The 23,919-nt window shown below is 45.3% G+C and carries 26 protein-coding genes; 11 read left to right on the forward strand and 15 right to left on the reverse strand.

The genetic code is table 11. The annotated features are described in order from the left end of the window. Positions 1-172: 172 nt before the first annotated feature. Positions 173-952, forward strand: coding sequence for a hydrogen peroxide-dependent heme synthase (gene hemQ / locus ACWA2B_RS13165; protein WP_051718004.1), 780 nt, complete (start codon positions 173-175; stop codon positions 950-952). Between the two features lie 81 nt (positions 953-1,033). Here hemQ and ACWA2B_RS13170 read toward each other — a convergent pair whose 3' ends face one another. The 4 genes from ACWA2B_RS13170 to ACWA2B_RS13185 all read right to left on the reverse strand — a co-directional run bounded on the left by ACWA2B_RS13170 (position 1,034) and on the right by ACWA2B_RS13185 (position 5,482). Further along, on the reverse strand, positions 1,034-2,200 hold the full coding sequence (locus ACWA2B_RS13170) for an ABC transporter permease (RefSeq protein ID WP_322252310.1): 1,167 nt from the start codon (positions 2,198-2,200) through the stop codon (positions 1,034-1,036). Beyond that, the gene (locus tag ACWA2B_RS13175) at positions 2,197-3,534 is read right to left on the reverse strand and encodes an HlyD family secretion protein (protein ID WP_039272689.1); all 1,338 of its coding nucleotides are present in this window, start codon (positions 3,532-3,534) and stop codon (positions 2,197-2,199) included. Before ACWA2B_RS13175 ends, ACWA2B_RS13170 begins: the two co-directional genes overlap by 4 nt. A 116-nt stretch (positions 3,535-3,650) precedes the next feature. Then, positions 3,651-4,157: a MarR family winged helix-turn-helix transcriptional regulator gene (locus ACWA2B_RS13180; protein ID WP_013372886.1), complete on the reverse strand. Its 507-nt coding sequence runs from the start codon at positions 4,155-4,157 to the stop codon at positions 3,651-3,653. Between the two features lie 134 nt (positions 4,158-4,291). Next, complete coding sequence (locus ACWA2B_RS13185) at positions 4,292-5,482, reverse strand: NAD(P)/FAD-dependent oxidoreductase (RefSeq protein ID WP_025724040.1); 1,191 nt, start codon at positions 5,480-5,482, stop codon at positions 4,292-4,294. 231 nt (positions 5,483-5,713) lie between these two features. Between ACWA2B_RS13185 and ACWA2B_RS13190 the strand changes: the two genes are divergently transcribed. Continuing rightward, on the forward strand, positions 5,714-6,718 hold the full coding sequence (locus tag ACWA2B_RS13190; RefSeq protein WP_340933088.1) for an NAD(P)/FAD-dependent oxidoreductase: 1,005 nt from the start codon (positions 5,714-5,716) through the stop codon (positions 6,716-6,718). 160 nt (positions 6,719-6,878) lie between these two features. On the opposite strand, the gene sda is transcribed toward ACWA2B_RS13190, so the two are convergent. Next, entirely contained in the window at positions 6,879-7,022 is a 144-nt protein-coding gene (sda, locus tag ACWA2B_RS13195; RefSeq protein ID WP_007431918.1) for a sporulation histidine kinase inhibitor Sda, read from the reverse strand. Positions 7,023-7,303: 281 nt separating this feature from the next. Continuing rightward, positions 7,304-7,960 (reverse strand): YheC/YheD family protein, encoded by a 657-nt coding sequence (locus ACWA2B_RS13200; protein ID WP_165148519.1) that lies wholly within the window; start codon positions 7,958-7,960, stop codon positions 7,304-7,306. Positions 7,961-8,176: 216 nt separating this feature from the next. On the opposite strand from ACWA2B_RS13200, the gene ACWA2B_RS13205 reads away from it, so the two are divergent. Next, positions 8,177-9,712: a Ppx/GppA phosphatase family protein gene (locus ACWA2B_RS13205; RefSeq protein ID WP_029518238.1), complete on the forward strand. Its 1,536-nt coding sequence runs from the start codon at positions 8,177-8,179 to the stop codon at positions 9,710-9,712. Here ACWA2B_RS13205 and ppk1 read toward each other — a convergent pair. Then, positions 9,672-11,780, reverse strand: coding sequence for a polyphosphate kinase 1 (gene ppk1 / locus ACWA2B_RS13210; RefSeq protein ID WP_029518237.1), 2,109 nt, complete (start codon positions 11,778-11,780; stop codon positions 9,672-9,674). The genes ACWA2B_RS13205 and ppk1 overlap by 41 nt on opposite strands. Positions 11,781-12,087: 307 nt before the next feature. On the opposite strand from ppk1, the gene ACWA2B_RS13215 reads away from it, so the two are divergent. The 3 genes from ACWA2B_RS13215 to ACWA2B_RS13225 all read left to right on the forward strand — a co-directional run bounded on the left by ACWA2B_RS13215 (position 12,088) and on the right by ACWA2B_RS13225 (position 14,054). After that, positions 12,088-12,333 carry a hypothetical protein gene (locus tag ACWA2B_RS13215; RefSeq protein ID WP_029518236.1) on the forward strand — a complete coding sequence of 82 codons (246 nt, stop codon included), beginning with the start codon at positions 12,088-12,090 and terminating at the stop codon, positions 12,331-12,333. A 200-nt stretch (positions 12,334-12,533) separates the two neighbouring features. Next, positions 12,534-13,196 (forward strand): futalosine hydrolase, encoded by a 663-nt coding sequence (locus tag ACWA2B_RS13220; RefSeq protein WP_069012617.1) that lies wholly within the window; start codon positions 12,534-12,536, stop codon positions 13,194-13,196. Next, positions 13,197-14,054 carry a 1,4-dihydroxy-6-naphthoate synthase gene (locus ACWA2B_RS13225; protein ID WP_449292279.1) on the forward strand — a complete coding sequence of 286 codons (858 nt, stop codon included), beginning with the start codon at positions 13,197-13,199 and terminating at the stop codon, positions 14,052-14,054. Positions 14,055-14,210: 156 nt separating this feature from the next. On the opposite strand, the gene ACWA2B_RS13230 is transcribed toward ACWA2B_RS13225, so the two are convergent. From ACWA2B_RS13230 to ACWA2B_RS13245, 4 genes are all read right to left on the reverse strand, one after another. Beyond that, on the reverse strand, positions 14,211-14,531 hold the full coding sequence (locus tag ACWA2B_RS13230) for a hypothetical protein (RefSeq protein WP_023990165.1): 321 nt from the start codon (positions 14,529-14,531) through the stop codon (positions 14,211-14,213). Positions 14,532-14,844: 313 nt separating this feature from the next. Further along, the gene (locus ACWA2B_RS13235; protein ID WP_069012616.1) at positions 14,845-15,135 is read right to left on the reverse strand and encodes a hypothetical protein; all 291 of its coding nucleotides are present in this window, start codon (positions 15,133-15,135) and stop codon (positions 14,845-14,847) included. Between the two features lie 105 nt (positions 15,136-15,240). Continuing rightward, complete coding sequence (locus tag ACWA2B_RS13240) at positions 15,241-15,855, reverse strand: hypothetical protein (protein ID WP_069012615.1); 615 nt, start codon at positions 15,853-15,855, stop codon at positions 15,241-15,243. A gap of 84 nt (positions 15,856-15,939) precedes the next feature. Beyond that, positions 15,940-16,869: a DMT family transporter gene (locus tag ACWA2B_RS13245; protein WP_449292280.1), complete on the reverse strand. Its 930-nt coding sequence runs from the start codon at positions 16,867-16,869 to the stop codon at positions 15,940-15,942. Between the two features lie 149 nt (positions 16,870-17,018). Here ACWA2B_RS13245 and ACWA2B_RS13250 point away from each other — a divergent pair, with 149 nt between their 5' ends. Beyond that, positions 17,019-17,897 (forward strand): LysR family transcriptional regulator, encoded by an 879-nt coding sequence (locus ACWA2B_RS13250; protein ID WP_449292281.1) that lies wholly within the window; start codon positions 17,019-17,021, stop codon positions 17,895-17,897. A gap of 193 nt (positions 17,898-18,090) precedes the next feature. Then, the gene (locus tag ACWA2B_RS13255) at positions 18,091-18,798 is read left to right on the forward strand and encodes a DUF421 domain-containing protein (protein ID WP_069012613.1); all 708 of its coding nucleotides are present in this window, start codon (positions 18,091-18,093) and stop codon (positions 18,796-18,798) included. Between the two features lie 20 nt (positions 18,799-18,818). Here ACWA2B_RS13255 and ACWA2B_RS13260 read toward each other — a convergent pair whose 3' ends face one another. The 3 genes from ACWA2B_RS13260 to ACWA2B_RS13270 all read right to left on the reverse strand — a co-directional run bounded on the left by ACWA2B_RS13260 (position 18,819) and on the right by ACWA2B_RS13270 (position 21,430). After that, positions 18,819-19,262: a ferritin-like domain-containing protein gene (locus tag ACWA2B_RS13260; RefSeq protein WP_069012664.1), complete on the reverse strand. Its 444-nt coding sequence runs from the start codon at positions 19,260-19,262 to the stop codon at positions 18,819-18,821. Positions 19,263-19,396: 134 nt separating this feature from the next. Continuing rightward, entirely contained in the window at positions 19,397-20,971 is a 1,575-nt protein-coding gene (locus ACWA2B_RS13265) for a sigma-70 family RNA polymerase sigma factor (RefSeq protein WP_449292282.1), read from the reverse strand. A 93-nt stretch (positions 20,972-21,064) separates the two neighbouring features. Further along, on the reverse strand, positions 21,065-21,430 hold the full coding sequence (locus ACWA2B_RS13270; protein WP_165148504.1) for a hypothetical protein: 366 nt from the start codon (positions 21,428-21,430) through the stop codon (positions 21,065-21,067). 261 nt (positions 21,431-21,691) lie between these two features. Here ACWA2B_RS13270 and ACWA2B_RS13275 point away from each other — a divergent pair, with 261 nt between their 5' ends. Further along, positions 21,692-21,892: a hypothetical protein gene (locus ACWA2B_RS13275; RefSeq protein WP_029518226.1), complete on the forward strand. Its 201-nt coding sequence runs from the start codon at positions 21,692-21,694 to the stop codon at positions 21,890-21,892. Positions 21,893-22,041: 149 nt separating this feature from the next. Here the strand turns inward: ACWA2B_RS13275 and ACWA2B_RS13280 are convergent, their stop codons facing one another. Beyond that, entirely contained in the window at positions 22,042-22,401 is a 360-nt protein-coding gene (locus ACWA2B_RS13280; RefSeq protein ID WP_013311832.1) for a HesB/IscA family protein, read from the reverse strand. Positions 22,402-22,585: 184 nt separating this feature from the next. On the opposite strand from ACWA2B_RS13280, the gene ACWA2B_RS13285 reads away from it, so the two are divergent. Continuing rightward, positions 22,586-22,771, forward strand: a complete 186-nt coding sequence (locus tag ACWA2B_RS13285) for a hypothetical protein (RefSeq protein ID WP_342434450.1) — start codon at positions 22,586-22,588, stop codon at positions 22,769-22,771. Positions 22,772-22,773: 2 nt separating this feature from the next. Then, the gene (gene mqnE / locus ACWA2B_RS13290) at positions 22,774-23,880 is read left to right on the forward strand and encodes an aminofutalosine synthase MqnE (RefSeq protein WP_023990177.1); all 1,107 of its coding nucleotides are present in this window, start codon (positions 22,774-22,776) and stop codon (positions 23,878-23,880) included. Positions 23,881-23,919 lie beyond the last annotated feature (39 nt).

The following is a 23,919-nucleotide window of genomic DNA, read 5'->3' on the forward strand; positions in this document are numbered from 1 at the left end:
TGCATCATGGTAAAAATAAAATTCTTCACACTTCTTTCATTGGTGAAAAGCTTTACTTTGAGCTACAATATAATGGTTAAGTATCACGTATTGGATACAGGAATGATATTAGGAAGTACACATATTTCGGCTAAGCCGATTACCATTTACAGATCGTAAAGGAGTGTAGATCGTGAGTCAACATCAACCTCAACAAACCCCAGCAACACCTAACGAAGTAGCCTCCACACTGGAAGGCTGGTATGCGCTTCACGATTTTCGGTCCATCAACTGGACAGCATGGAAGACCGCAGACGATGAAGAGCGCGCCGGAGCACTGGACGAGCTTCAAGAGTTTATGAAGGAATGGAACGTTACCGAGGAAGCGGGTCTGGGCAGCTCAGCTGTCTATACTGTAGTCGGACAAAAGGCTGATTTTGTCATGATGCACCTGCGCGAAACGCTGGAAGACCTCAATAAACTGGAAAATGATTTTAACAAAACAACCTTCGCCAAATATACAACTAAAACCTACTCTTATGTGAGTGTGGTGGAACTGAGCAATTATTTGAGCAAAGATGAAGATCCTATGCAAAATCCACAAATTGTCGCACGCTTGAAGCCTGTATTAAACAAGGCCCGTTATATTTGTTTCTATCCAATGAACAAAAAACGTGATCTAGATGACAACTGGTACATGCTTTCAATGGACGAGCGTCGCACCTTGATGCGCAGCCACGGTTTAATTGGACGCAGCTATGCTGGCAAAGTAAAGCAAATCATTTCCGGTTCTGTCGGCTTTGACGATTGGGAGTGGGGCGTAACACTGTTCTCCGATGACGCACTTCAGTTCAAGAAGCTAATCTACGAAATGCGTTTTGATGAAGTCAGTGCCCGTTACGGTGAATTTGGCTCCTTCTATGTCGGCAGCGTGTTGAATGAGGAATCATTTGAAGACATGTTGAAGCTGTAAAGCACAACCGTCAGTACCATATCGCAGCATACAATTAAGGATTCCGCGAACTCCCACTTTCGGGACGGCAGAATCCTTTTTTTATTGCATCACAGGCTCCACCACGACGGACGAATCCTCACTTTTCGCCAGCTTTCTTTTCTCCAAAGCGATCTGAATAAAGATAACAAGCAGCAGACCACTTAATAGGATCAAAAAGCCGCCAAGCTCAGGAATAAAATACTTCAGGCTCCCACCTTTGAAGCCCATCCCTCTCAAAAACTTGAAATGCCAGGTCAATGGAAGAATATTACTAATATATTGCAGCGATGTGGGCAGCATAGCTACTGGCAATTGAGCGCCGCTCAGTAAAAACGAAGGCAGTATAATTAGCATGAGGCGTGGGGAAGCTTTTCCCGGATTCGCCGCATTCCACCCTAAAGCCATCGCAAACAAACTCAACGTAATCGTGTACAGGAGAAATGGGATACTGAGCTGCCATACATTCGCTTCAAAGCGCAGTCCGCCAATTTGCTTAAGTAAACCAATGGACAGGTAAAAGGAAACACATCCTACTAACGCATACGGCAACACCCTAAGAATCAAACCATACGAAAACTGAAGCTCCTCTTTTAATCTTCCTTGCTCCCGCAATCGCGGGACAATTGTCAGTACAGTAGCACCCATCAGTGAAATCATGACCGTATTAATGAACCCCATAACTGAGGTCATCAAAGTAGCATTGGTAGGATTATATAACAGGCGCTGCTGAAGCAGCATATTGGAAGTAAGCCCTGTAACCTGGCTGTCACTCATTCCCATACCCTTTAATCCACCACCAGCCAGCATCGCATTTTCCGTCGCCATGATCTCTGTGACTGCCGAGCGTAGATTTCCAGTAGCCTGACCTACCGTATTATCTACATAGAAACCGATGTTGCTCTGAACTCCTTTGATCCTATTTTCCTCCAACCCAGCTGGAAGGTAAATCACCGCAAAAAACTTTTCATTATATAAAAGTAAATTCGGATCGGCTTCATTCTCTTGCACATGGCGTACATCAATATACTGCGATGCATCCAATTTATTAATAAGCTGTCGGCTATAACTGCTATGATCTAAATCGACTACAGCTACAGAGGCATCGTTAAGCTGATTATTTTTAAAAACAAATCCAAAGGCTACAGCTACTACGATAGGAACGAGCAGCATGATAAAAACCATCTTACCACTGATCATCAGCTTCCATTCTTCTATAAACGCCTTCATTTCGTCACAACCTCTACCGTCATTCCAGGTAATAATTCAGATGTTCGCTGGACATCCACCCGCACTTGGAAGGAGCTTATATCCGACAGACCTTTGTCCCGACTCATTCTCATGTTGGTATACTGAGGGGCAGAAGTAATGTACCTCACCTTGCCTTGGACATCTTTATCTAAAGCTACGACGTGCGTATTCACATTTCCCCCAGCTTTAAACTGTGACATGGAATCCTCGCCCACATAAATATCGTAGTATAGCTGATTGGTTTCAATAACGACGCCCGTTGCCCCCGTAGAAACGATCTCTCCCATTTTAGGTACAATACGCGACACCTTACCATCTGCGGATGCCTTCAGCACCATACGTCCGCGCTGCAATTCCAAAGTTTTGAGTTGAACACTTAATGCCTGCTTTTGTTGAGCCAGAAGATCCACATTGTATTCGCTATTTTTAACATCTTTTCGTGTTTGCGAGGTTTGAGTCAAGGCTTCCTTTGCTTTTTCTGTTTTGATACGAGCCTGCTGGCGTTCCTCAGCAGTTGCGCCTGCCTCCATTTTATCCAAAGCGGTTTGCTGCTGAGCGATCCCATTTTTAGCAATGTCTGATTGTTTGCTAGCCGCTATAATCTGGTTTTTGGCAATTTCAACCTGATCTGTAGCTGTATCTAACGCGATTTGGGCATTATCCAGTTGGTTTTTGGCGTTATCCAGTTCTGCTTTGGTTCCAGCTCCAGCATCATATAACGCTTTGATACGGTTGTAATTCACATTAGCCAAGTCCAGAGCCTGTTGTCTGGATGATACTGTTTTTTGCGCGATTTCCGCATTCCTTTTGGCTGTCTCTACTCCTGTCAGAGCTGCGTCCAACGATTGCTGTGCTGCTTCAATAGCCAGCTTTTGTCTTAGAATATCCTCCGCACGTGTTCCTTGATTTAATAAGGACTCTCCTGCTTGCGCGGCTTGAATGTCCAATTGTCCCTGTTTTTCTGAAGTTGAAATTTTCTCCGACTGATTTTGCAGCCCGTCTTTAGCCTGTTTTATTTTCACATCAGCCTGTGCGATATCCGTTTTTAATTTCTCAATTTGCAAATCAAGGTCTACAGGATCGAGGGTCATGAGCACATCCCCTTTTTTCACCTGTTGTTCTTCCTTCACCTCAATCGTGTTTACTCTTCCCCCTACGCCCTGAAAAGCAACATTTACGGTATCTGCCGTAAGCAGTGTGTTTTTTTGTTGGGCTGCCATACTCACAGCATCCTTGCCGCTCATTGCCATCAGCGTACCTCCGGTACCTAATGCAACAACAAGTAGCACGTACACAATGATCTTTTTATTCATTGCAATAAACTCTCCTTCATGATGATTTAGCCAATGATAGGTTAAAAAAATAATAGTCAAAAACAAATAAGGAACCTGATAGTACGACATCTAACTATTTAAGCCGGGAAATTTGATTATTCCCGTTTTATCCGTTCAAGTCCTGAGGAAAACTTATTTAATAACGTAGCAAATAGAATATGATCTTCCTTTGTAAATTCATTCATTAAATCCGAAAAAAGCTGGATGAACATCGGAATTTTTTCCGTCATTAACTGTTTTCCTTCATCAGTCAAGGAGATCGCGGTCATACGTCGATCCGTTAGCGTACTTCTTCGGATGATGCCGTCCCGTTCCAGCTTATCAATGACGCTGGTTACTGTTGAACGAGTAACCCCTGAATATTCAGCCAGCTCTGATGGAGTCAATGCACGTTCATGTAAAAACAATGGCATTAAAATTTTCAGGTTGCCTACAGATAGCCCATATTCCGAGAGTCTGGAAGACACTCCATTGTACACTTCATGTGCTGCCTGCACGAAAAGTACCCACGTATTCAACGATTGGGAGTCCACATTTGGAAACTTTTCAGTCAATAAATGTATTCTACTGGGATCGGCATTGATTTTAAAATCAGAATTCAATGTGAAGCTCCCCCTCTGTAATTAGTAATCATACTATACGACGTCGAATAGTTATGAGTCAATATCTTTTTTTGTTCATTGAAATAAAAAAGGTCTCCAAGCTCCTTTTTAGGAGTCATGGAAACCTTTTTGCCTTAGAAAAACCGTCCTTTTTTCAGTACCAGTGGAATTCCGCCAATGATGAACAGATAGCGGAGATCGACAATTTTTTTCAATTGTGCGGCCACCCAACCTTTTATTTTGCGTTTGCCCACCACGGCGACGGCTTCGCCTTTTCCAAGCGAAGCAACCGTCCCTTTATTGGAAAATACGAACTTGTGCAGCTCCTTTTTGCGAAGAGTAGCGGCCAGATTCTTGGCACAAAGGACCCCTTGCTGCATCGCAATTTGGGCAGTCGGTGGATAAGGGCGTCCTTCGGGATTAAACATCAAGGAGCTGTCCCCGATAATAAAAATATCATCGTGGCCCGGTGCACGCAGAAAATCGTCGATTTTCACCCTTCCACGCATCACTTCGAATCCAGCTTTCTCAATTAATCCGTTTCCACGAATCCCTCCCGTCCAGACCACCGTGCAGGCTTCGATTTTCTCACCCTCACCAACGATTACACCATCCTGCAAGCATTCCTTAATCGGAATTCCAATGCGGAAGGTGACCCCTTTACGCTTAAGGACATCCATCGCATACTCCACCAGTTCAGGATCAAACCCCGGCAGTGCCGTAGGAGCTGCCTCGACGTTAATGATTTGAATCCGGTTAAAGTCGATGTCATAAGCTCTAGCCAGCTGTGGCAAACGATCCGCCAACTCCGCCACAAACTCAATGCCGCTAAAACCGGCGCCCCCTACGACGAAATTGAGGCGACCTGGTTTACCATCATTTTTATACAGGGCCAGCTGGTATTCAATATGCTCCCGAATCAGGCGAACGGAGTTAATACTGCGAATCGTCAGCGCAAACTTATCCATCCCCGGAATGCCAAATGTTTCTGGCTCCCCGCCTAGTCCAATGACCAAATAATCATAGGACAGCGAGCCGTCCTCCAGCACGATTTTTTTCTCCTTTGGTATGATTTCCTTAACCGTTCCTTTGACTAAATCCACCTTGAACTCATCGATTAGCTGCGCAATCGGAATCCTTGAATGCTCAATCGTATCCGTACCTGCCGCAGGCATATGAAGATGTGTCGTAATATAGTGGTAATCATGACGGTTGATCAGCGTGACATCCGCCTCATTGTGCTTGAGCTCCTTTTGCAATTGCTGAGCCGTCAATATACCGCCATATCCGGCGCCCACAATGACAATTTTGGGAATACTGCTCATGCTTTTACCCCTTCCGATATACATAATTATTCGAAGCTGTTCTCTCAAAACGGTTAATTTACACTCACAAAAAAGTCTTCATCAAATATTAATAGCTTTAACTTTGCAAGCGGAACCTGGCAGTTTATAATGATAAACAGTGAATCATGCGTTCGGCGGCTATCTGAACCTCTATGCGGCTGATTCAATAATTACAAATTCCATACTATCCCTTTCGGAGGTGTTTTTAGAGTGACAACTCAATCCACAGGCGCGGAGATCCGCGATCTGATCATTATTGGAGGCGGTCCAGCCGGTATTTTCGCCGCTTTTTACGGAGGAATGCGTCAGGCATCCGTCACCTTAATTGAAAGTATGCCCCAACTGGGCGGCCAGCTTGCAGCCCTTTATCCTGAAAAATATATTTATGACGTTGCTGGCTTTCCTAAAGTAACTGCACAGGAACTGGTCAACAATTTGGTTCAACAAATGAACCACTTTAATCCAGAAGTGCAGCTAGAAGAGAAAGTCGTATCGTTAGAGAAAAAAGAAGAACGCCACTTCATTGTAAAAACAGACAAAGGTGGCGAGTATCATGGTAAGGCGGTTATTATTACCGCTGGTGTTGGTGCTTTCGAGCCGCGCAGACTGGAGCTTCCAGGTGCCGAACATTTTGAAAAAACGAACCTGCATTACTTTGTTAGCGACCTGAGCAAATTTGCAGGCCGAAAAGTGCTAATCAGTGGTGGCGGTGACTCTGCCGTAGACTGGGCACTCATGCTGGAACCAATTGCAGAACAGGTTACATTGATTCACCGCCGCGACAAATTCCGTGCGCATGAACACAGTGTCGAAAACCTCCTGGCATCCAAAGTAAATGTTATTACACCAACGGAAATTACAGAATTGCATGGAGAAGACACGATTACGAAAGTCACTCTTGCTCATGTAAAAACCAAAGAAACACAGGAAATCGAAGTGGATGATGTGATCGTTAACTTTGGATTTGTATCCACACTTGGCCCGATTGCTGAATGGGGAATTGAAATCGAAAGTAATTCCATCGTGGTCGATTCTCGCCAGGAAACCAATATTCCCGGCATTTTCGCCGCAGGAGATATTACAACCTATCCAGGCAAGCTCAAGCTGATTGCGGTCGGCTTTGGTGAAGCCCCTACGGCAGTCAACAACGCCAAGGTCTATGTAGATCCAGATGCCAAGTTGTCTCCTGGTCACAGCAGTAACATGAAATTGTAGTCTAGTTTAGACTATGACAAAAAAGGGTATTTTACTCCAAATTTGAATGTTTGGAGTGAAATACCCTTTTTTACGGTGTGCCTATTCGTTGCAGTGATTGTCTGTAAAGCCATTCGAACCCTGAATGACTTTACAGTCGCAGTACGAGAGCTTGTCCGGTCTAATGAAGGACTACGGCTGTATTCATCTCTAGATTTCTTTTGTGAATTTCAGCCAGCAACAGTGCAATGAAGTCACATTCAAGTTTAAGCTCGATTGCCATCTGATAGGAATCCAAAAGCATCTCATCCGTCAGCATAGCCATCCTCGACACAACCTTTCCTTTTATTTCAAAATCTATTCTATCAAAATACCAAAAACGGAACAAGCGTTCTGTTATCCACAGCCAATTGTGGAAATCCTGTGTATAAATTGTTGGTAAGTGTCGTTAACCCTTATATGTGACAGGGGATAATGTGGACAATATTTATACACAGAATTTTGAAGCTTGAACACAAAAAAATATTTTTATTATTTATACAAATATATTATATTTAGCGTCTTGTTAATAGATTAAATTGGGATTTTATTGAAGAAAACAGAAATTTATTGAGGTCTTGTATTAACCTCTAAAATCCATACCCTTCCATTCTGATCAAGCCCGTAATCAAATCCTAGTTGTCCAATCCCAGGAAACCTTTTTTCCAGCACAGGAATACAGCGCTGTGTAAGTTCAATGATCTCTCGCCGCTTTCGCGTAGCAAGCCGCCGGGGATATATCATTCGAAGCGCATCTGTTCCCTTCAGCAAAGTTCCCCCTCTGCACAGATTCGTAATGACCAGTCCGGGACGAGCATGACGTGCAACTACCGCACGAAAATCCCATCTCTGCCCTTCCTTCACAACTTTGACTCGATAGTCGACAGGTCTACCTTGAATACTTGCCAGTTGGATCCCTTGTTGAATGAGATATGGGCGTTGGATTCGGAGCTTATGGATTCCGATTACAAGTGCTCTAAAATGACTGAACCGGTGCGTGTGCTCCATACGCGTGCAGGTGTATCCCCTACGCTCCTTTGCCACACGCATGACTCCGATTCCTCCGCCTCCTTTTACAGGTTTTATAAACACAAAAGCATGCCGCCGCAGCATCATGCGCAATTGATCTTCACTATATAGACAGGTTTCCGGTATATAAACGGCGGTATGTGGATGGTGGAGCAGCGCCTTCGTCTTTAGCCATTTGCTTGCAAGTTGTCTCATCTAACCCTCTCCTTTCGCCGTCAGGTATACTTATACATACTCAACAGGAATGTTCTATTCTTGGATGATTGTCCGCGGCATGTGTCTATTTCGACAAGATCATGGCGAACGGTAGCATGCACCGAATATCACTGGTACAATGACAATAATCTACTACCATTTGCACGGAACAGCGGAAATTACCGCCAAATCGTTTTTCAACAAGGAGGTCAACTCATGAATAGCAAAATTGGCATCATGGACATTGGCTCAAACTCCATACGTCTGGTGATCTATGAAATGACAGAGACAGGAGCCTATCGCATTGTGCAGGAATGCAAAGAAGCTGCCCGACTGAGCGAAAAGGTTGGGGCCAACGGCCGTATGGAACGGGAGGCGATTCGAAGCATCGCTCCATTGTTGCGCCAATTTATGGCGGTATGCCATATGCACGGGGTTGTCCGTATGCGTGCAGCAGCAACAGCAGCCATCCGCAATGCCACGAATTCGGACGAAATCGTCCAATGGATTGCGGAGGAGACAAATTTAACACTGGAAATACTGAGCGGAGAGCAAGAAGGCTATGCCGGTTTTCTGGGTGTAGTGAACACTATGAATGTGAGTGATGGAATCATCATTGACATCGGGGGTGGCAGTACCGAAATTACGCTGTTCCGCGATCGAAAGCGACTGCATACGGTGTCATTTCCCTTTGGCGCCGTCAATATGAACTGGCGCTTTGGACGTGAGGTCAAGAATGGCGAATGGTCTCCTCAGCAGATTGAGGAAATGGAGAGCTTTGTCCGTTCTTCACTGCAAAATCATGATTGGATCTTCTCCAATCCGGATCTGCCATTCATCGGGCTAGGTGGGACCCTGCGTACTTTGGCTAAAATCAATCAGAAGCGGCAGGATTACTCACTTCCTGTGACGCACCATTACGAAATGACGATAGAAGATGTCGATTACTTCTATGGCAGTCTGCCCCATCTTCCCTATGAAAAACGCAAAAAAACAGCCGGCCTGTCCAAGGACAGAGCCGACATCATTGTACCGGGTCTTATTATATTGAAAACGATATTTGAAGCTGCTCAAGGCTCCGCGTATCTGGTCAGTGGAGCGGGTCTGCGAGACGGCCTATTTCATGAGCTGGTCAACGCTGAACAGCCCGTGGTAGCTAATCCGCTTATCACATCCATTCGCAATATCCTTTCGTTTGCTGTCCCGGTTAGCGAAGCGCATGTCAAGCGGGTTAACGAGTACGCCGTCCGGCTCTATGACACATTAGCTAGCGGAACCTCAGCTGCTATGGACAAACGTTTGTTACTGACCGCAGCAACTCTTTACAAAACGGGAGCTGCCTTGAATTACTATCATTTTCGCCAGAATTCCGTGTTCTGGATCTTACATGCAGGCATTGGCGGTCTATCCCATAGGGAAACGGTACTAGCCGCGTTGATCGCGGATTACCATCCCAAGAACCGGACCCCCCGTTTGCTACGCACACATGCGGATATTTTGGAGCCTTCCGACGAGGAACGTGTACATCGGCTCGGCTCGCTGCTCCAGCTCGCGATTGGCATGGATCGGAGTGAGTCCGGAATGATTACCAGCATCAATCCTACTACAGGGGATGACGCAATGCATCTTCGTTTGGAAAGCAAGAGTGAACCCATATTAGAACAACGAGAACTAGAATCCGTTGCGAAAGATTTCCAAAAGGCGTGGAACCTCACATTGTCGTGGTCCATTCTACCTTCTTCCAATTTCTAACCTTCATCGCTTCAGATTGGCTCCTGATGGGAGCCTCTTTGTCGTTTCTGGACACAAATTGATAGCTGCCATTAGGCAAAAGCTGGCGCGCCTTCACATTATCCCTTAACGATAAATGCAGAATATCTGCCAGCATTTCTTTGATCCCGTCATCATAAATCGGGCACATCAGTTCAATTCGGCGGGTCAAATTGCGCGTCATCCAATCCGCACTGGACAGAAATAACTCGGATTTCCCTCCATTTTCAAAATAAAACAATCTGGAATGCTCCAGAAAGCGGTCTACAATACTGATGACACGTATATTCTCGCTGAATCCTTCCACACCGGGACGCAAACAGCAGACCCCTCTGATGATAAGATCAATCTTCACACCTGCTTGGGAAGCCGCATATAGTTCATCGATCATCTCCTGATTGGATAAGGAGTTGATCTTGGCAATAATCCGGGCGGGCTTACCTGCCAATGCTTGCTCTGCTTCCCTACGGATGAGTTCAAACAGCTTGTTCTTCATTCCCGTTGGAGCCACCGTAAAAGCTTGCAAAGTCTTGAGCGCAGAGAATCCCGTGATTTCATTAAACAGTTCGGAGGCATCCTCACCAAGTACTGGATCCGACGTAAACAATCCGATATCCGTATACACACGCGCCGTGCTTTCATTATAATTGCCTGTACCTACATGCACATATCGTTTGAGTGCGTTGCGCTCATGGCGTATGACAAGAATGATTTTGGCGTGCGTCTTCAAGCCAACCAACCCATACACTACGTGACAGCCTGCTTTTTCAAGCGTACGCGCCCAGGCAATATTACGTTCCTCGTCAAAACGGGCTTTCAGCTCCACCACCACTGTTACCTGCTTGCCCGATTCGGCCGCACGTGCCAATGCCGGAATCAGCTTCGATTCCCCGTTGACACGGTACAGGGTCATTTTGATTGCCATCACATCCGGGTCCTCTGATGCCTCAATGATAAAATCAGTTACCGCATCGAATGATTCATACGGATGATACACGAGCACGTCCCGTTTGCGAAGTACGTTGAAAATATCCTCCTGCGGGGGCAGTTCTTCCGGATACAGTGGTTTGATTGCCGGGAATTTCAAATGCGAATACCCTTCCAAATGATCGGCAAAAGACGATAAAAATGTCAGATCCAACGGCCCGTCCACCTCAAACACATGGTCGAACAGCTTGAATTCGCGTTGAAGCTCCATCAGGGCATAGGGATGAATCCCTTTTTCTACTTCCAGTCTTACTGGCGCGCCCCGTCGTCTTCGACGCAGCTCTTTTTCAATCTCTTCGAGCAAATCTTCGATTTCTTCTTCATTAATGGATAAATCGGAGTTACGTGTCACACGAAAAGCATGAACGGCCTCTGGGATATACCCAGTGAACAGCGTTTGGATATGATGCTTGATCAGTTCCTCAATTAAAATAAATGATTTCTTCTTGCTATTGGAACGTAACGGCACTGTAACCACACGTGGAATATTCGAAGGCACCTGCACAATGGCAAAAAGCGGTTTATCCTCCTCCGTATCCCCCGGACGTCTCAAAACGACCGCTAAATATACGTATTTATTGTGAACGAGTGGAAAAGGACGGCTCTGATCGACCGCCATCGGCGTGAGCACCGGAAATATAATTTCATGAAAATATGCATCCAGCGACTTGCGCTGTGTCGTATTTAAGTCTTCATATTCGAGCAGTAAAAGACCTTTTTTCGTCAAGAGGCGAGAAATATCACGATAGGTCCGGTATTGTTCCGATACCATCGAGACAGTACGCTTGATCAGGCGTTTGTACAAACCGGAGGGGGTATATCCCGTAAAATCCTTTTGCATAAAACCCGCCTTGATTTTCTCGCGCGTCTCTGCAACACGAACAGCCATAAACTCATCCAAATTGCTAGATACAATCGCCAAAAATTTGGCTCTCTCCAGCAACGGTGTATCTGCATCCTGAGCTTCCTGAAGCACACGGCGATTAAATTCAATCCAGCTTAAATCTCGGTTAAAGTAACGTTCTGACCCGGCTTTATCCTTATTCTGACTCTCTATCAACATATGGCCTCCATCAATTCATGCAGTATAGTTACCCTTTATTGTACTATTAGATGAAACGCACTAGCATCACAGTAGTGTAAACGCAATGTAAAATGTGTGTAAACACAAACTGGATATTTGAAAAGGTCATTCGGATGCTTTACAAAAATAGCATTAAGCGGTACAGTGTTTACGTCTGTTTCATAGAGTAGATTGAAGAACCGTTTCTTTTTCAGTTGTTTATGTTCGTTATGATGTGTAGTAACCACTTAGAAGCCACATTCAATTGCTGATTTTCAAATGGCATGATATAGGGAGGATTTACGTTATGGAACCCAAGAAAACGCCACGCGTACTGCAAAAAAACATCGAATTTTTCACCGCAGCGCTGTCTCAACACCTCGTTACGGTCTGGCAAGAGGACCCTACAGGTGTATACTGTGAGATTGGCTGTGGATATATCGAGTTATTCAGTAGCGAGATGATTCGGGTGCGCAATCAAGATGGAACCCCAAGCCATTATGACCGCAATATTACCATGTTTCAGCTAATCACAAAGGATCAGCCGATATAATTATTATATGCTATGCCTGCGCTGTTCTTCCAGATTAGAATTGCTTTATGTTTACAACTACCGATTTTCATATCTGCTGAATCTTGCAGTTTTTCAAAAAGCGCCTCAGAGCGCTTTTTTTGTCGACCTTTTTTGAACATCGTTTCGAAAAGCAGTATGATAAGGGAGCATATTACCTAAATTTAAAGGGGAATCAACCGATGGAGCATACAACATCAGATGAGCGCATCCTGGTTATGACCGCGGTTGAAGGCGAACGGGAAGCTGTACTGCGGGGCCTGAAAGGCGACACCCGTTTTGTGGTCGAGCTAGCTGGCGTGGGCGCACCGTCCGCGGCGGCTTCAACCGCGCTAGCACTGGCGGCGGCTGGTGACTACCGTCTGGTCATCAGCGCCGGAATTGGTGGCGGCTTCGCGGAGGTCGCTGCATTGGAGAGCGTCGTTGTTGCTGACGCGATCATTGCCGCCGACCTGGGGGCCGAGACGGCAGAGGGCTTCAGCAGCGTGGACGAGCTGGGGTTCGGCTCAAGCAAAATTGCCGTGAACGTTGCCACCGCGCAGCGATTGGTTCAGGCGTTGCGTGCCGCCGGACAGACGGCTGTCGCGGGGCCGATCCTGACCGTCTCTACGGCCACCGGTACGGCGGCAACAGCGGAACGGCTGGCCAAACGCGTTCCTGGAGCTGCTGCCGAAGCGATGGAAGGCTACGGCGTGGCCGTGGCGGCAAATAGGCTAGAACTGCCGACGATGGAAATCCGCACGATTTCCAATGCTGTCGGTCCACGTGACCGTGCAGCCTGGCGAATCAAAGAGGCTTTGCAAGCATTGGAAGCCGCATTTTCTACATTAACGGAGGTTATATAGATGCAAATTGCTTTTTCACCTTGTCCCAACGACACTTTTGTCTTCCATGCTCTGGCGCATGGTTTGATTCCGGGCGCACCCGCGCTGGACATTACATTCGCCGATATCGACATCACCAACAATCTGGCGATCACACCAGACGGACTGGATATTATGAAAATTTCGTATGCTGCACTCCCTTGGGTACTGGATGAATATGCCCTGCTGCCTTGCGGGGGCGCACTGGGCCGGGGTTGTGGGCCACTCGTGCTGACCAAGGAAGGTTCCACCGTCGAAGGCCCGAAAGCCCTGTCCGGCAAGCGTGTAGCCGTTCCGAGTGAACGTTCCACTGCCTATCTGCTGTTCCGCCTGTGGGCGGCCAAGCATGTGCCTGGGGGTGTCGGCGAGATCGTCGTGATGCCGTTCGACCAAATTATGCCTGCTGTCCGTGACGGGAAGATAGATGCCGGACTAGTTATTCATGAAGCACGGTTCACGTATCCGTCCTACGGGCTTAGTAAGCAAGTCGATCTGGGGAACTGGTGGGAAGAAGATACAGGACTGCCGATCCCGCTCGGAGCTATTATTGCCCGCCGTACGCTGGATCTGGATGCGATCACAAACTGGATACGCGCCTCTGTCGAATACGCTTGGCAGCATCCCGAAGCTTCGCGTGAATATGTATTGTCTCATGCGCAGGAGCTTTCACCTGATGTCGCCCAATCGCATATCGACCTGTACGTTAACGATTTTACCGCCAATCTGGGCGACAGTGGATATGCCGCCATCGAAGCTTTGCTCGGTCGTGCCGCGCAGGAAGGGCTGGTACCTTCGTTTGATTTAGCCCAACTGCGCCCTACATCCACAACAATACGTTAAAAGGGAGAGACATGCCTTGCATGTTTTCCTACTGAATAGAGTAGTTTAAACATATAAAACCTCCCGAACGAGCACATGGCCTAGCCATGCGCCCCATTCGGGAGGTTTTATCATTTCATATGGCGAATCTTCATTCGACTCGCTTGATCCCTATACTTAGTTCTGTTCCTGCTCCACAACCTCGGTCTTAAATACGTTATCCAGTTTGGTACCCAATCTTTTGACCAGCGGCACCTTGATATCCCGGCTCAGCTCCTTGAAAAAAGCGTCCATGTCACAATTAATCTTATCCAACACGACCTTCACGGTACCCTCCTCCAAGATCTGCTCATTCAGATCCTCCGGTACGGTAACCGAGATATCATACTTCTTGCTTAACGTTTTAATGTAGCGGGTAAAGATTTCGATAAGCTCCTCATTGTTGAACTTCTCAACTGCAACTTGCCCTTTGTTGGTAAATTTCAAATTCACTCTCACGTTAGCATTTCCCCTTTTCCTTTTGACCATTTATTTTGGATAAACGTTGAACCTTTCAGAGGCTCTTCAAAGAAAGGGCCTTACCGGTCGTTTTAGACTCTTGTCCTTTGATATACTAAGTATAACACATTAAGGCCGTTTTCATTTCCCAACTTGTCGTTTTATGATAAAAAATGATAAAATTTGCGCATTTTCAGCATAAATTCTTTCTTTTCATTCCAATCATTAGGAATATCCCCTACACAAATACACAAAAAAACGCCTATCTCGCAAAAGAAAGACGTTTCCGTATAGATGCCTAAGTGGTATGCATTTACAGAGGTTTCGTACATTCCCAACCATGTGAACGATACTCACGCACAGCGTCTCGTATATCCTCAATATCATCAGTATGCAGCAAAACGGCAGGTAGAATAACCCAATATTCATTCTCCGCTAGATCAATAAATACGTCCTCGACATCGTAATATTGCATATCGCCAAATGCCGTGTCCCTGATCTTCTGTCCAACTAAAGGTGTAAACGGAGAATCAAATGTTTTCATCACCTTCGTATATTCCTTCACGCCCGTTGCCGAGATTTGCTGTGAAATAATGACGCTCAATGCTGTTACCTCCCTGACCTAATAATGCTCATTATACCCTTCTCTCAGACCCTCTACAAAACCTTGCGTAAAAAAAATCATAAAAATCAATACATTAGGTTCCTCCTATTGCTGACCGGTGAGTTTAAAAGTGCCGCCTTCCCGCTTCCCAAGCGGATAATTTTGAACCGTCATTTCCACCCTCGTATTCTTATCCCATACCGGAAGCTTGTCAGATGTACCGTACTCTTTCATAGCTATGTTTATGACTTCCTCCGCCTTCTTCGTCAATGCAGCTGAGGACATATTATATTTACCATAACCTTGATAAGCACCGCCAAAACCAAGATTAGGTTGATTGTTCACATTCAGTAGCACACCCTTCAACGTGCCATCCTCTGTTACATCAAAAGTCACTTTTTCCAATACAAAATCATCGGTAACGACAGATGTCTGCTCTAACATATGCGTTATGGCTGACAGGTTAGCTGTTAATCTAACTCGTCCCAGTAGCGCCTCTGTATCGTTGTGTTGCTTCGTTAACGCTTGTGTTGTTTTATTTAGTGAAGCGTTCGCACTAGTTAAAGTATTGACCTTCGTATTCAGATTATAATTCCACACCGCCAAGGCTATACATCCTAGTACAGCTACTCCTGAAATGACTGTTGCTACAACTGCGAGCTTACGAACAGAATGTGCTTGCGGCTCCACAGACTGAGCATGACTGCTTAATTCTCCCATACCAAACTTCCTCTCTACTTATATAGTCATATTTTACTATTCCCTTCTCTGATAATCTAGTATATTTTTCCTAATTCCATATTTCTATGCATTTGTACAGGAATTCGTTTCATCAGCCCTGGAGTTTCGGTTCTTTCGTTTTCTAGGAGATGCTGTATTTACCAGATACACACTGCCTGCAATCAGCACCAGCCCCACAACAAACGTCAAAGTAAGCGATTCCTTGAGCATTACCATACTAAAGACTGTGGACAACACCGGAATCATAAACGTATATGAGCCGACGGTTCCTGCATCTCCATTGTCGATCAGTTTAAAATAAATTATCCAGCCCATCGCAATCACGAATATCGAAATAAACAATAGAATTGCGATAAAGGAGGTCGTCCAGTGAATATCGCTCCATTTCTCGGTCGTAAATCCAATCCCATTGAGTATAATCCCTCCCAAAATGAGCTGCATCGTCACCGCCCAAATGGAGTTCAGCTGCTGACTTTTTTTCTTCATATAAATCGTTCCGAGCGCCCAGCACAATCCTGAAGCTAGCCCCAACACAATACCCAGTACCGATAAATGCCCTGCCATTCCACCAGAGCTAATCACGATCACCCCGCCAAAACCCAGTACCAGTCCAATGACCTTCAGGGGAAACATGCGCTCCCCTAACCACATCCAGGAGAATAATCCCAACAGGATCGGCTGAAGGAATACTAAAGTGGAAAATAACCCAGCAGGCAAATAACGCAGCCCTACCGTCTGCAAGCCATAGTAGCCTGCAATATTAAATATGGACAGCACAAGATAAGTCCACGCATTCTGTCTAAAACGCAAGGTTTCCCGGTGACGTATAGCGAACAATAGCAGAATCACACCACCCAGCAGGGTACGGATTCCTGAAAAAAATATCGGCGGCGTATCTGGCAAAGCCAGCTTGGTCAACGGCCAGTTGATCCCCCATACCATCACTAATATCAAGACAAGCCACAACGTAGCTTTAGGTGTTAATTTTTTCATAGATGTCTTCTCTCCCTTAGATTTTTCATCGCTCATTGCTACCGACTAAAATCTGAATAGCCGTTTGCAAAGTTTTGCTTTACTAGCGTATACTGTGGTCACTAATAAATAAAATGAATGTTTTCAATAAGGGAGATAACTTTTCACTTATGACCATTACTCAGATTATGATCTTCGCTCGTGTAGCTGAAACGCTAAACTTCACCCAAACTGCCCATGAGTTGCATATGACGCAGCCCGCGGTCAGCCATGCCATCGCCAGCATCGAAAACGAGCTGGGTGTCCAGCTATTGCTGCGCGACCGAAAAAAAGGAGTGCTGCTGACAAATATCGGGCACAAGGTACTGCTGCAATTCCGTATGATGCTGCAAAGCATGGAAAAGGTACAGCAGCAGGTGGCTGCTGAAAAAGGTTTAGACGTGGGCACGATCACGATCGGTGCCTTTCCTTCTGCCTCAGCCTATTTTCTGCCCCCGATTATTCATCATATTCGTCAGCATTATCCGAACCTTGTTTTCGATCTACATGAAGGCTCCACGAATGAAGTCAAGGAGTGGGTGCATACCAGAGAAATCGAAGTCGGTATCATCCTGTTACCAGACCCTCAGGTAGATATCATCCCATTATGTCAGGATGACATGGTTATTCTCCTGCCAGACGGTCACCCTCTACAATCACACAATAAAATTGCCATCCGTGACTTGAATGAGCAGGATATGATCTTTTGTAAAGGTGGACATGAGGTCGCCATTATGGAAGGGTTTGAACGCGAACAAAGTCAGTTGCAGGCACAATTCATTACTCACAATGTCAGCACCTTGGTCAGCATGGTTCGACAAGGACTGGGTATGGGCATTGTTTCTTCACTCGCCTTGTCCACGTTCCCCCATGATCTGACCGTCAAGGAGACTTCACCTCTGATCACACGTCAAATCGGTATCGCTGTACCATCCCTGCACAATGCTTCTCTGGCTGTACAGTTATTTGTGCGTACTGCGCAGGAGCTGTTTACGGATATGAAGCAGTAGAAGCATTGGATTATGAACATAAGGAGGTCTATTCATATGCAGAGAAATCAAATCATTCGACCAAATAGCTAAATTTCTAACCTATAAGCTTATACATCACATATAATGCATTAATTACACTGGTATATTATCCCATCCCAGCGGGTAACCTATATGCTGAATACCTGCAATTTTCAAACTAGGAGGGTTTTGCATGGATCATCTCGTTATTTTGATCAGAAGTTTTTCTGCATTCGTTATCCTCATGCTAATTGGGAGAATATTGGGGAAGCAAACCCTTTCCAATATGAACTTTCACGAATTCGTAACGGCAGTTATATTAGGAGCTATGGCTGCTAATTTTGCATTTAACCAAAAAATAGAAGTTGTCCACCTATTAATAGCCCTGTCTGTTTTTACAATTACTTCTTATGTTTTATCCAAGTTTTTTTTGAAATTCAGAAACTTTAAGATGTGGACAGAGGGAGCACCCACCGTTCTCATAGAAGGAGGGTTCATTCTCGAAGATAACCTAAAAAAAAATAATATGACATTGGATTCTTTAAACCAACAACTTCGCCAGAAAGAAATTTTTAATATAGAAGAAGTGCAGTACGCCCTCCTTGAGATTAACGGAAAACTATCTGTTCAAAAGAAAAAGGAACTGCAAGCCGTGACATTAAAAGACCTGCAGTTGAATGCAGGTAATGCCACACAGTTCCCAATTGAGCTTGTAATCGACGGACAGCTTTTGCATGGCAATTTAAACTCCAATCATATTCCCGAATCATGGCTGCTGTCTCAACTGAAGGCCCGCGACAAAAAGTTAGAGGACGTATTCTATGCCGTTAAAGGCAGCAACGGCCAACTCTATGTGGATGAATATAAGGATAAAATCCAGCATCCAATTGATGTGGAGTAGTATTGACTTTCGGTCAATAGTTACCTGAGATTCAACGTAATCAGATAATTGTATTTGGCAGCGTGCTTAAGCTCATCCAAAATGATACCGTACACCGTGTCCTTATAGATACCGGCAGGCAAACCAAACCAGATGTTGCGATATCGTTCCACCGCACCCAACTCTCCCATCAAGGCGCGCTGTAGACCTTCTGTATAAGATTGCACCCTCTCATATTGCTCACTACTGATGCCTGCAATTTCCTGTCCTGTCAAAGCCCGATACATCTCTCTGAACATTTTATTGTGACCGCGCTCATCATTACGGATGCTTTCAATAATAGCCACCTGCTCTTGTGAGGGTGCCAAATTGATCAATTCATCGTAGAACAACTCATCGTTACGCTCCCCTTGTACCGCTTCCTTTATCATTTGTACTGCTTTCGGAAATCCTGTGTTCCAGATCGGTACAAAATCGGCCCGCATATAGTATGAATTTCCCCAGTAAGAAGGTACTTGATACAAGTTTATTCCTCCTAATGTTAGTTTTTAGAAAGTATATGCGCATCTGCCCATGTCGGTTCCTAACATTAGGAGAATATACTGATGATAGCTATCCTTCAATGTCGGATCAAACCTCCAGCTACATCATCCCAGCGCCAAGAAACCTCTTGTCCATGGAGATGCAGCCCCCCAAACCACTCATCGATCCCTTGAACTGCAATGCGGTCCGCTGATCCATTCAGTACCTCTTTACCCAACTCTGTCAGAATTACCTTTCGGTTCAGAAAATCCGGAATTTGTCTGAAATCCAAGCCAGCCTCATCCCCGTCAATCATCAGCAAAGGATGTTCGCCTTGCGCCAAAGCACGAATAAATTTCCAGTATTCGAGATCCCCCATGCCAAGCACATGCAGAACGTCAGTTACCTGACGAAACAATTCCAATGCCGTATTCACTCCATTATGAACGGCCTGAAGCGTGGTCTGTTCCACAATGCCAAGACCATTCTGCTCCGAGGGCAGCCGCTTGAGATGCGCTGTGAAAGCTTCATAGGCAAAAGGCAGGCCGGATGCTGCCAATTCTGCCTTCTTGTCTTCCAGCAGATTAGCCATTTGAACAGGATCAGGAGAAGCATACGCCTTCCAAAGCTCGCTTCCGAGTTCCATTTCTTGCCGCCCAATAGTCCGCCAGGTCCCAGATAATGTCTGAAGCTGTGCCGGAGTGAGCTGTCCCAAGCCATGAAAGCGTTCGATTCCCGGAAACTCCCCAATGCAGAGCAAGCTCAGCTTCGTGCGGCCCAGTTTCTGTCTTTTGAACCAGTGGAGCAGATAGGCGAGCATGCTCTGATCAAACAGGTCATGCTCAAACCACAATACGACTTCATCATACTTAATAAACTCACGAAGTTTCTGCTCCTGTTCCTCACAACCCATAATATATTCGCTGGTCGGAATACCCATCGATTCTTCTAGGACCCTGGCCCGCAATGCCCGTTCTTCCGCCCCCGCTGGATTTAAAAATATCGGTCCTGCCGGATATACCTCTCTCCATACAAGCACATCACCCTGTACAACACCCTGCTTCAACATCTCGCCTACAACATCACCGTTAACAATATGTAGCATGTTTTGCCCTCCCTCATACAAATGATTGAACACAGAAACGAGATCAGCTACCGGGAGTGTACCTTTCAGCTTTCGGCGAGCATCGTGCAACCGCTTCTTAAGCGTCGGGACCGGAGTGCCCAGATAATCGGAAATTTCCTGAAGAGAATAGCCGTAAAAATAAAACAGCCGCAGAGGCACGCGCAGCTTGGCAGACAGTGCCTTCACCGATTGTTGCAGAACTTGGCTCTCCTCCCTACGCTCCGCAATTTCTGCTACACCCGGTACTCCTCCCGATATCTGCACAGCCTCATCCAGAGGAAGCACCGAATGATGCTTGCGCCGCAGCATTCGCTGGCACTGTCTTACCACAATGGTCTTGAACCAGCCTGGAAAAGCAGACGGGGTCTGCAGCTTCTCCAGATTCTGATAAGCCTCTATGAACGCATCCTGCACGGCATCTTCCGCGAGATGGACATCCTTCAGCATGTCATAGGACACCGCATAGGCCATCCCGCGAAAATGCAGCATCAGCTGCCCGAACGCTTCTGCATCCCCTTGCCGTGCCTTTTCAACCCACTCCCTCATACGTCCCTAGCCTCTTTTCTTTCGTGTTCTTAGTCTTAAGTGCCAACTCCGTGCAGGAAGGTTACAAATCAGCTAGTTTCCAACAGAAATATATCATCCTTTATTTTTTACGAGGTTAAGTTCAATATGACTTCGACCATGTAGCCATAGCAGTTCGTCCAGTAAAAACGTCAATCCATCCTTACTACGCAAACGCTCGATCAGTTCTGTAACGACTTCCATAATCCCACGCTGTACATTCTTCGCTAGTTGGAGGCCCCCACTTTCCCCATCCACATAAAGATGTGGATGGTCCGGTTGTTCTACCTTTCTTACATGTCGCAGACACAGTATCCCATGTTCAAGATAAAAGAAATAACTACGATCATACAGAACTCCCTCAAATAATTCATACATATGAGGATCATCATCAAGTCCATATGTCATGGTAGCCATTTTTAAACTAACTGGATTGCTCATATATTCTTTCACTCCCTCAGAATTCAAATTGTAAGTTCCTATACTGAAATTCTAGTGAAGTAAAACTCTAATTAAAATAATGTGAATTTTTTATTTGATAAGTCCTGAATGTTTGTATGCAATACTGTAATTTATGTATAAGAAGTCGTTCATTAAATACATTCGCAATATGGTATATATACCAAGTTAACTTCTATTTTGTTAATGAGGTACTTATACTATATGTTTTGAATTCTTATAATCAAATTGGAGAGTGATACAATGAATTTTATAAAATCTATTTATACAAAACAAAACGTAAATAGCTCAGTACTCTTTTTTGCATTTTTAGTTTTATATAGTGTTTTTTCTAAGATTGAAATTAAACCCGTAGCTCTTTTGCTTTTTACAGTTGCATTTGCCTTTTTTAATGCCCTGAGTAAATTTGTCCAATCCACACGTAGTGATAATGATCCTAAGTAAGTAATCTCTACATATTAAAAAAGACCTCCAGGACGAATATAGTACGTGACTATACCGTTCTGGAGGTCTTGATTTACATTTTCGAATTGTTAACACCCCATCATGCAGGTTTGCAGACAATTCATTTCATTGTACCCTTTTAAACTACCTTAACAAGGCTCTTCGTTCGGTTTCCCGGCATCTGTAGCTGTACGGAAGCTTGAACCGCAGCCGCATGTAGCTACGGCATTCGGGTTATGAATCGTGAAGCCGCCTGACATTCCAGACTCTTCAAAGTCGATTTCCAGACCGTCCAGGTAGCGGATGCTTTCCTTTTCCACTACAATCTTCATATCCTGTACGTTCATATATATATCCTGATCCGTCTCGTTGTCGTCAAAGCCCATTGCATACGAGAATCCGGTACATCCACCTGGCGTAACACCCAGACGTAAAAACATATTCGGCGTTTCCTGCTGCTCCAGCATATCTTTCAAACGCTCAGCAGCGGAATCGGTGATGTTAATCATAGCTCCATCCTCCTCTTTTACTTCATGTTCTCCTTCAGTATACTCCACTATTTGCAGGTGCTCAAGTCATGGAATGTCCTTCCCTTACAGGCTTCAAGACCTGTTTTTCTATTCGTTTGTATTGAACACCGGTGGTGTGAGGTTTATAATAGGTGAAGAGTGTGTAAAAGAAACTGTCGGAAATTTGTCATTTCAAAGGCGATATTTTGAGATATTCATCATTGTAGCCTGGCATTGTAACATTTTTCACATATCGTATATCCGCGCTGCCGGATTCTTACCGACGGAACGGGACATCCTGTGCGCACCAAGCGCTTATGCCGCTGATTTGGCGGACAGCCTCGCACAGAGCAACTTGAAGGAGGAATAGGCATGTCCACATTAGTTACACCTTTTACAGACCGCAGAATGGCGGAAATTGTAGAAAAGGTACAGAACGGGATTCGTTTGAACCTTGAAGATGGTATATATTTGTATGAAACTGACGATATCCTCACACTGGGTCAGTTGGCTAACGAAGCCAATTTACGCAAGAACGGAAAAAAGGTTTATTTTATCGAAAACATGAGCCTGTACTTCACCAATGTATGCGAAGCGCGCTGCGCGTTCTGCAATTTCCGCAAGGATCAGGGGGAGGACGGCTCTTATACTTTGTCCGGGCAGGAAATGATTGATTATGTTGAGCAACACATCCATCCGGGGGTAAGAGAATTTCATATCGTTGGTGGTCATAATAATCATGTGCCTTTCCAATACTATGTAGACTCTTTGAAGGCGTTGAATGAAAAGTATCCCCACGTTACATTGAAAGCTTATACTGCAGCGGAAATTGACTTTTTCACACGCATAAGCGGCTTGAGTATTAAAGAAGTGCTTCAAGAGCTGCAAAAGGCTGGACTTCAATCCCTAACTGGTGGTGGCGCGGAAATCTTGTCCGATGAATATCGGAAGAAGATGCGTGTTACGAAAGCCAACGTGGACCGCTATCTCGAAGTACATCGCACGGCCCACAATCTCGGCATGAAAACTCATACGACCATGCTGTACGGTTCGGTCGAATCGTATCAGGATCGTATTGAACATATGTTGCAAATTCGTGAATTGCAGGACGAAACGAACGGATTTATGGTATTTATTCCATTGTCCATGCAGCCGAAAAGCAAAAACGCCAACATCATGCGCCGTAACTCCGCTTACGAGGATCTCAAAACCATTGCGATCAGCCGCCTGATGCTGGACAATATCGACCATGTCAAAGCTTACTTCATTAATATTGGCCCGCAATTGACGCAGGTCGCTCTCACCTTTGGCGCATCAGACGTCCATGGTACGATTGTGCGTGAGCAGATCAGCCATGCCGCAGGTGCGTTAACCCCTGCCGGATTGACCCGTAAAGAGCTGATCTGGCTGGTCAAAGGTGCAGGACGCATACCTGTAGAACGGGACACCTTCTATAACGAAATCGAAGTTTTCGAATAAATGTAATATCGGATTCAGATTCCCGCGAGCATTTCATCC

This window comes from Paenibacillus sp. CMM36 (genome assembly GCF_053570945.1).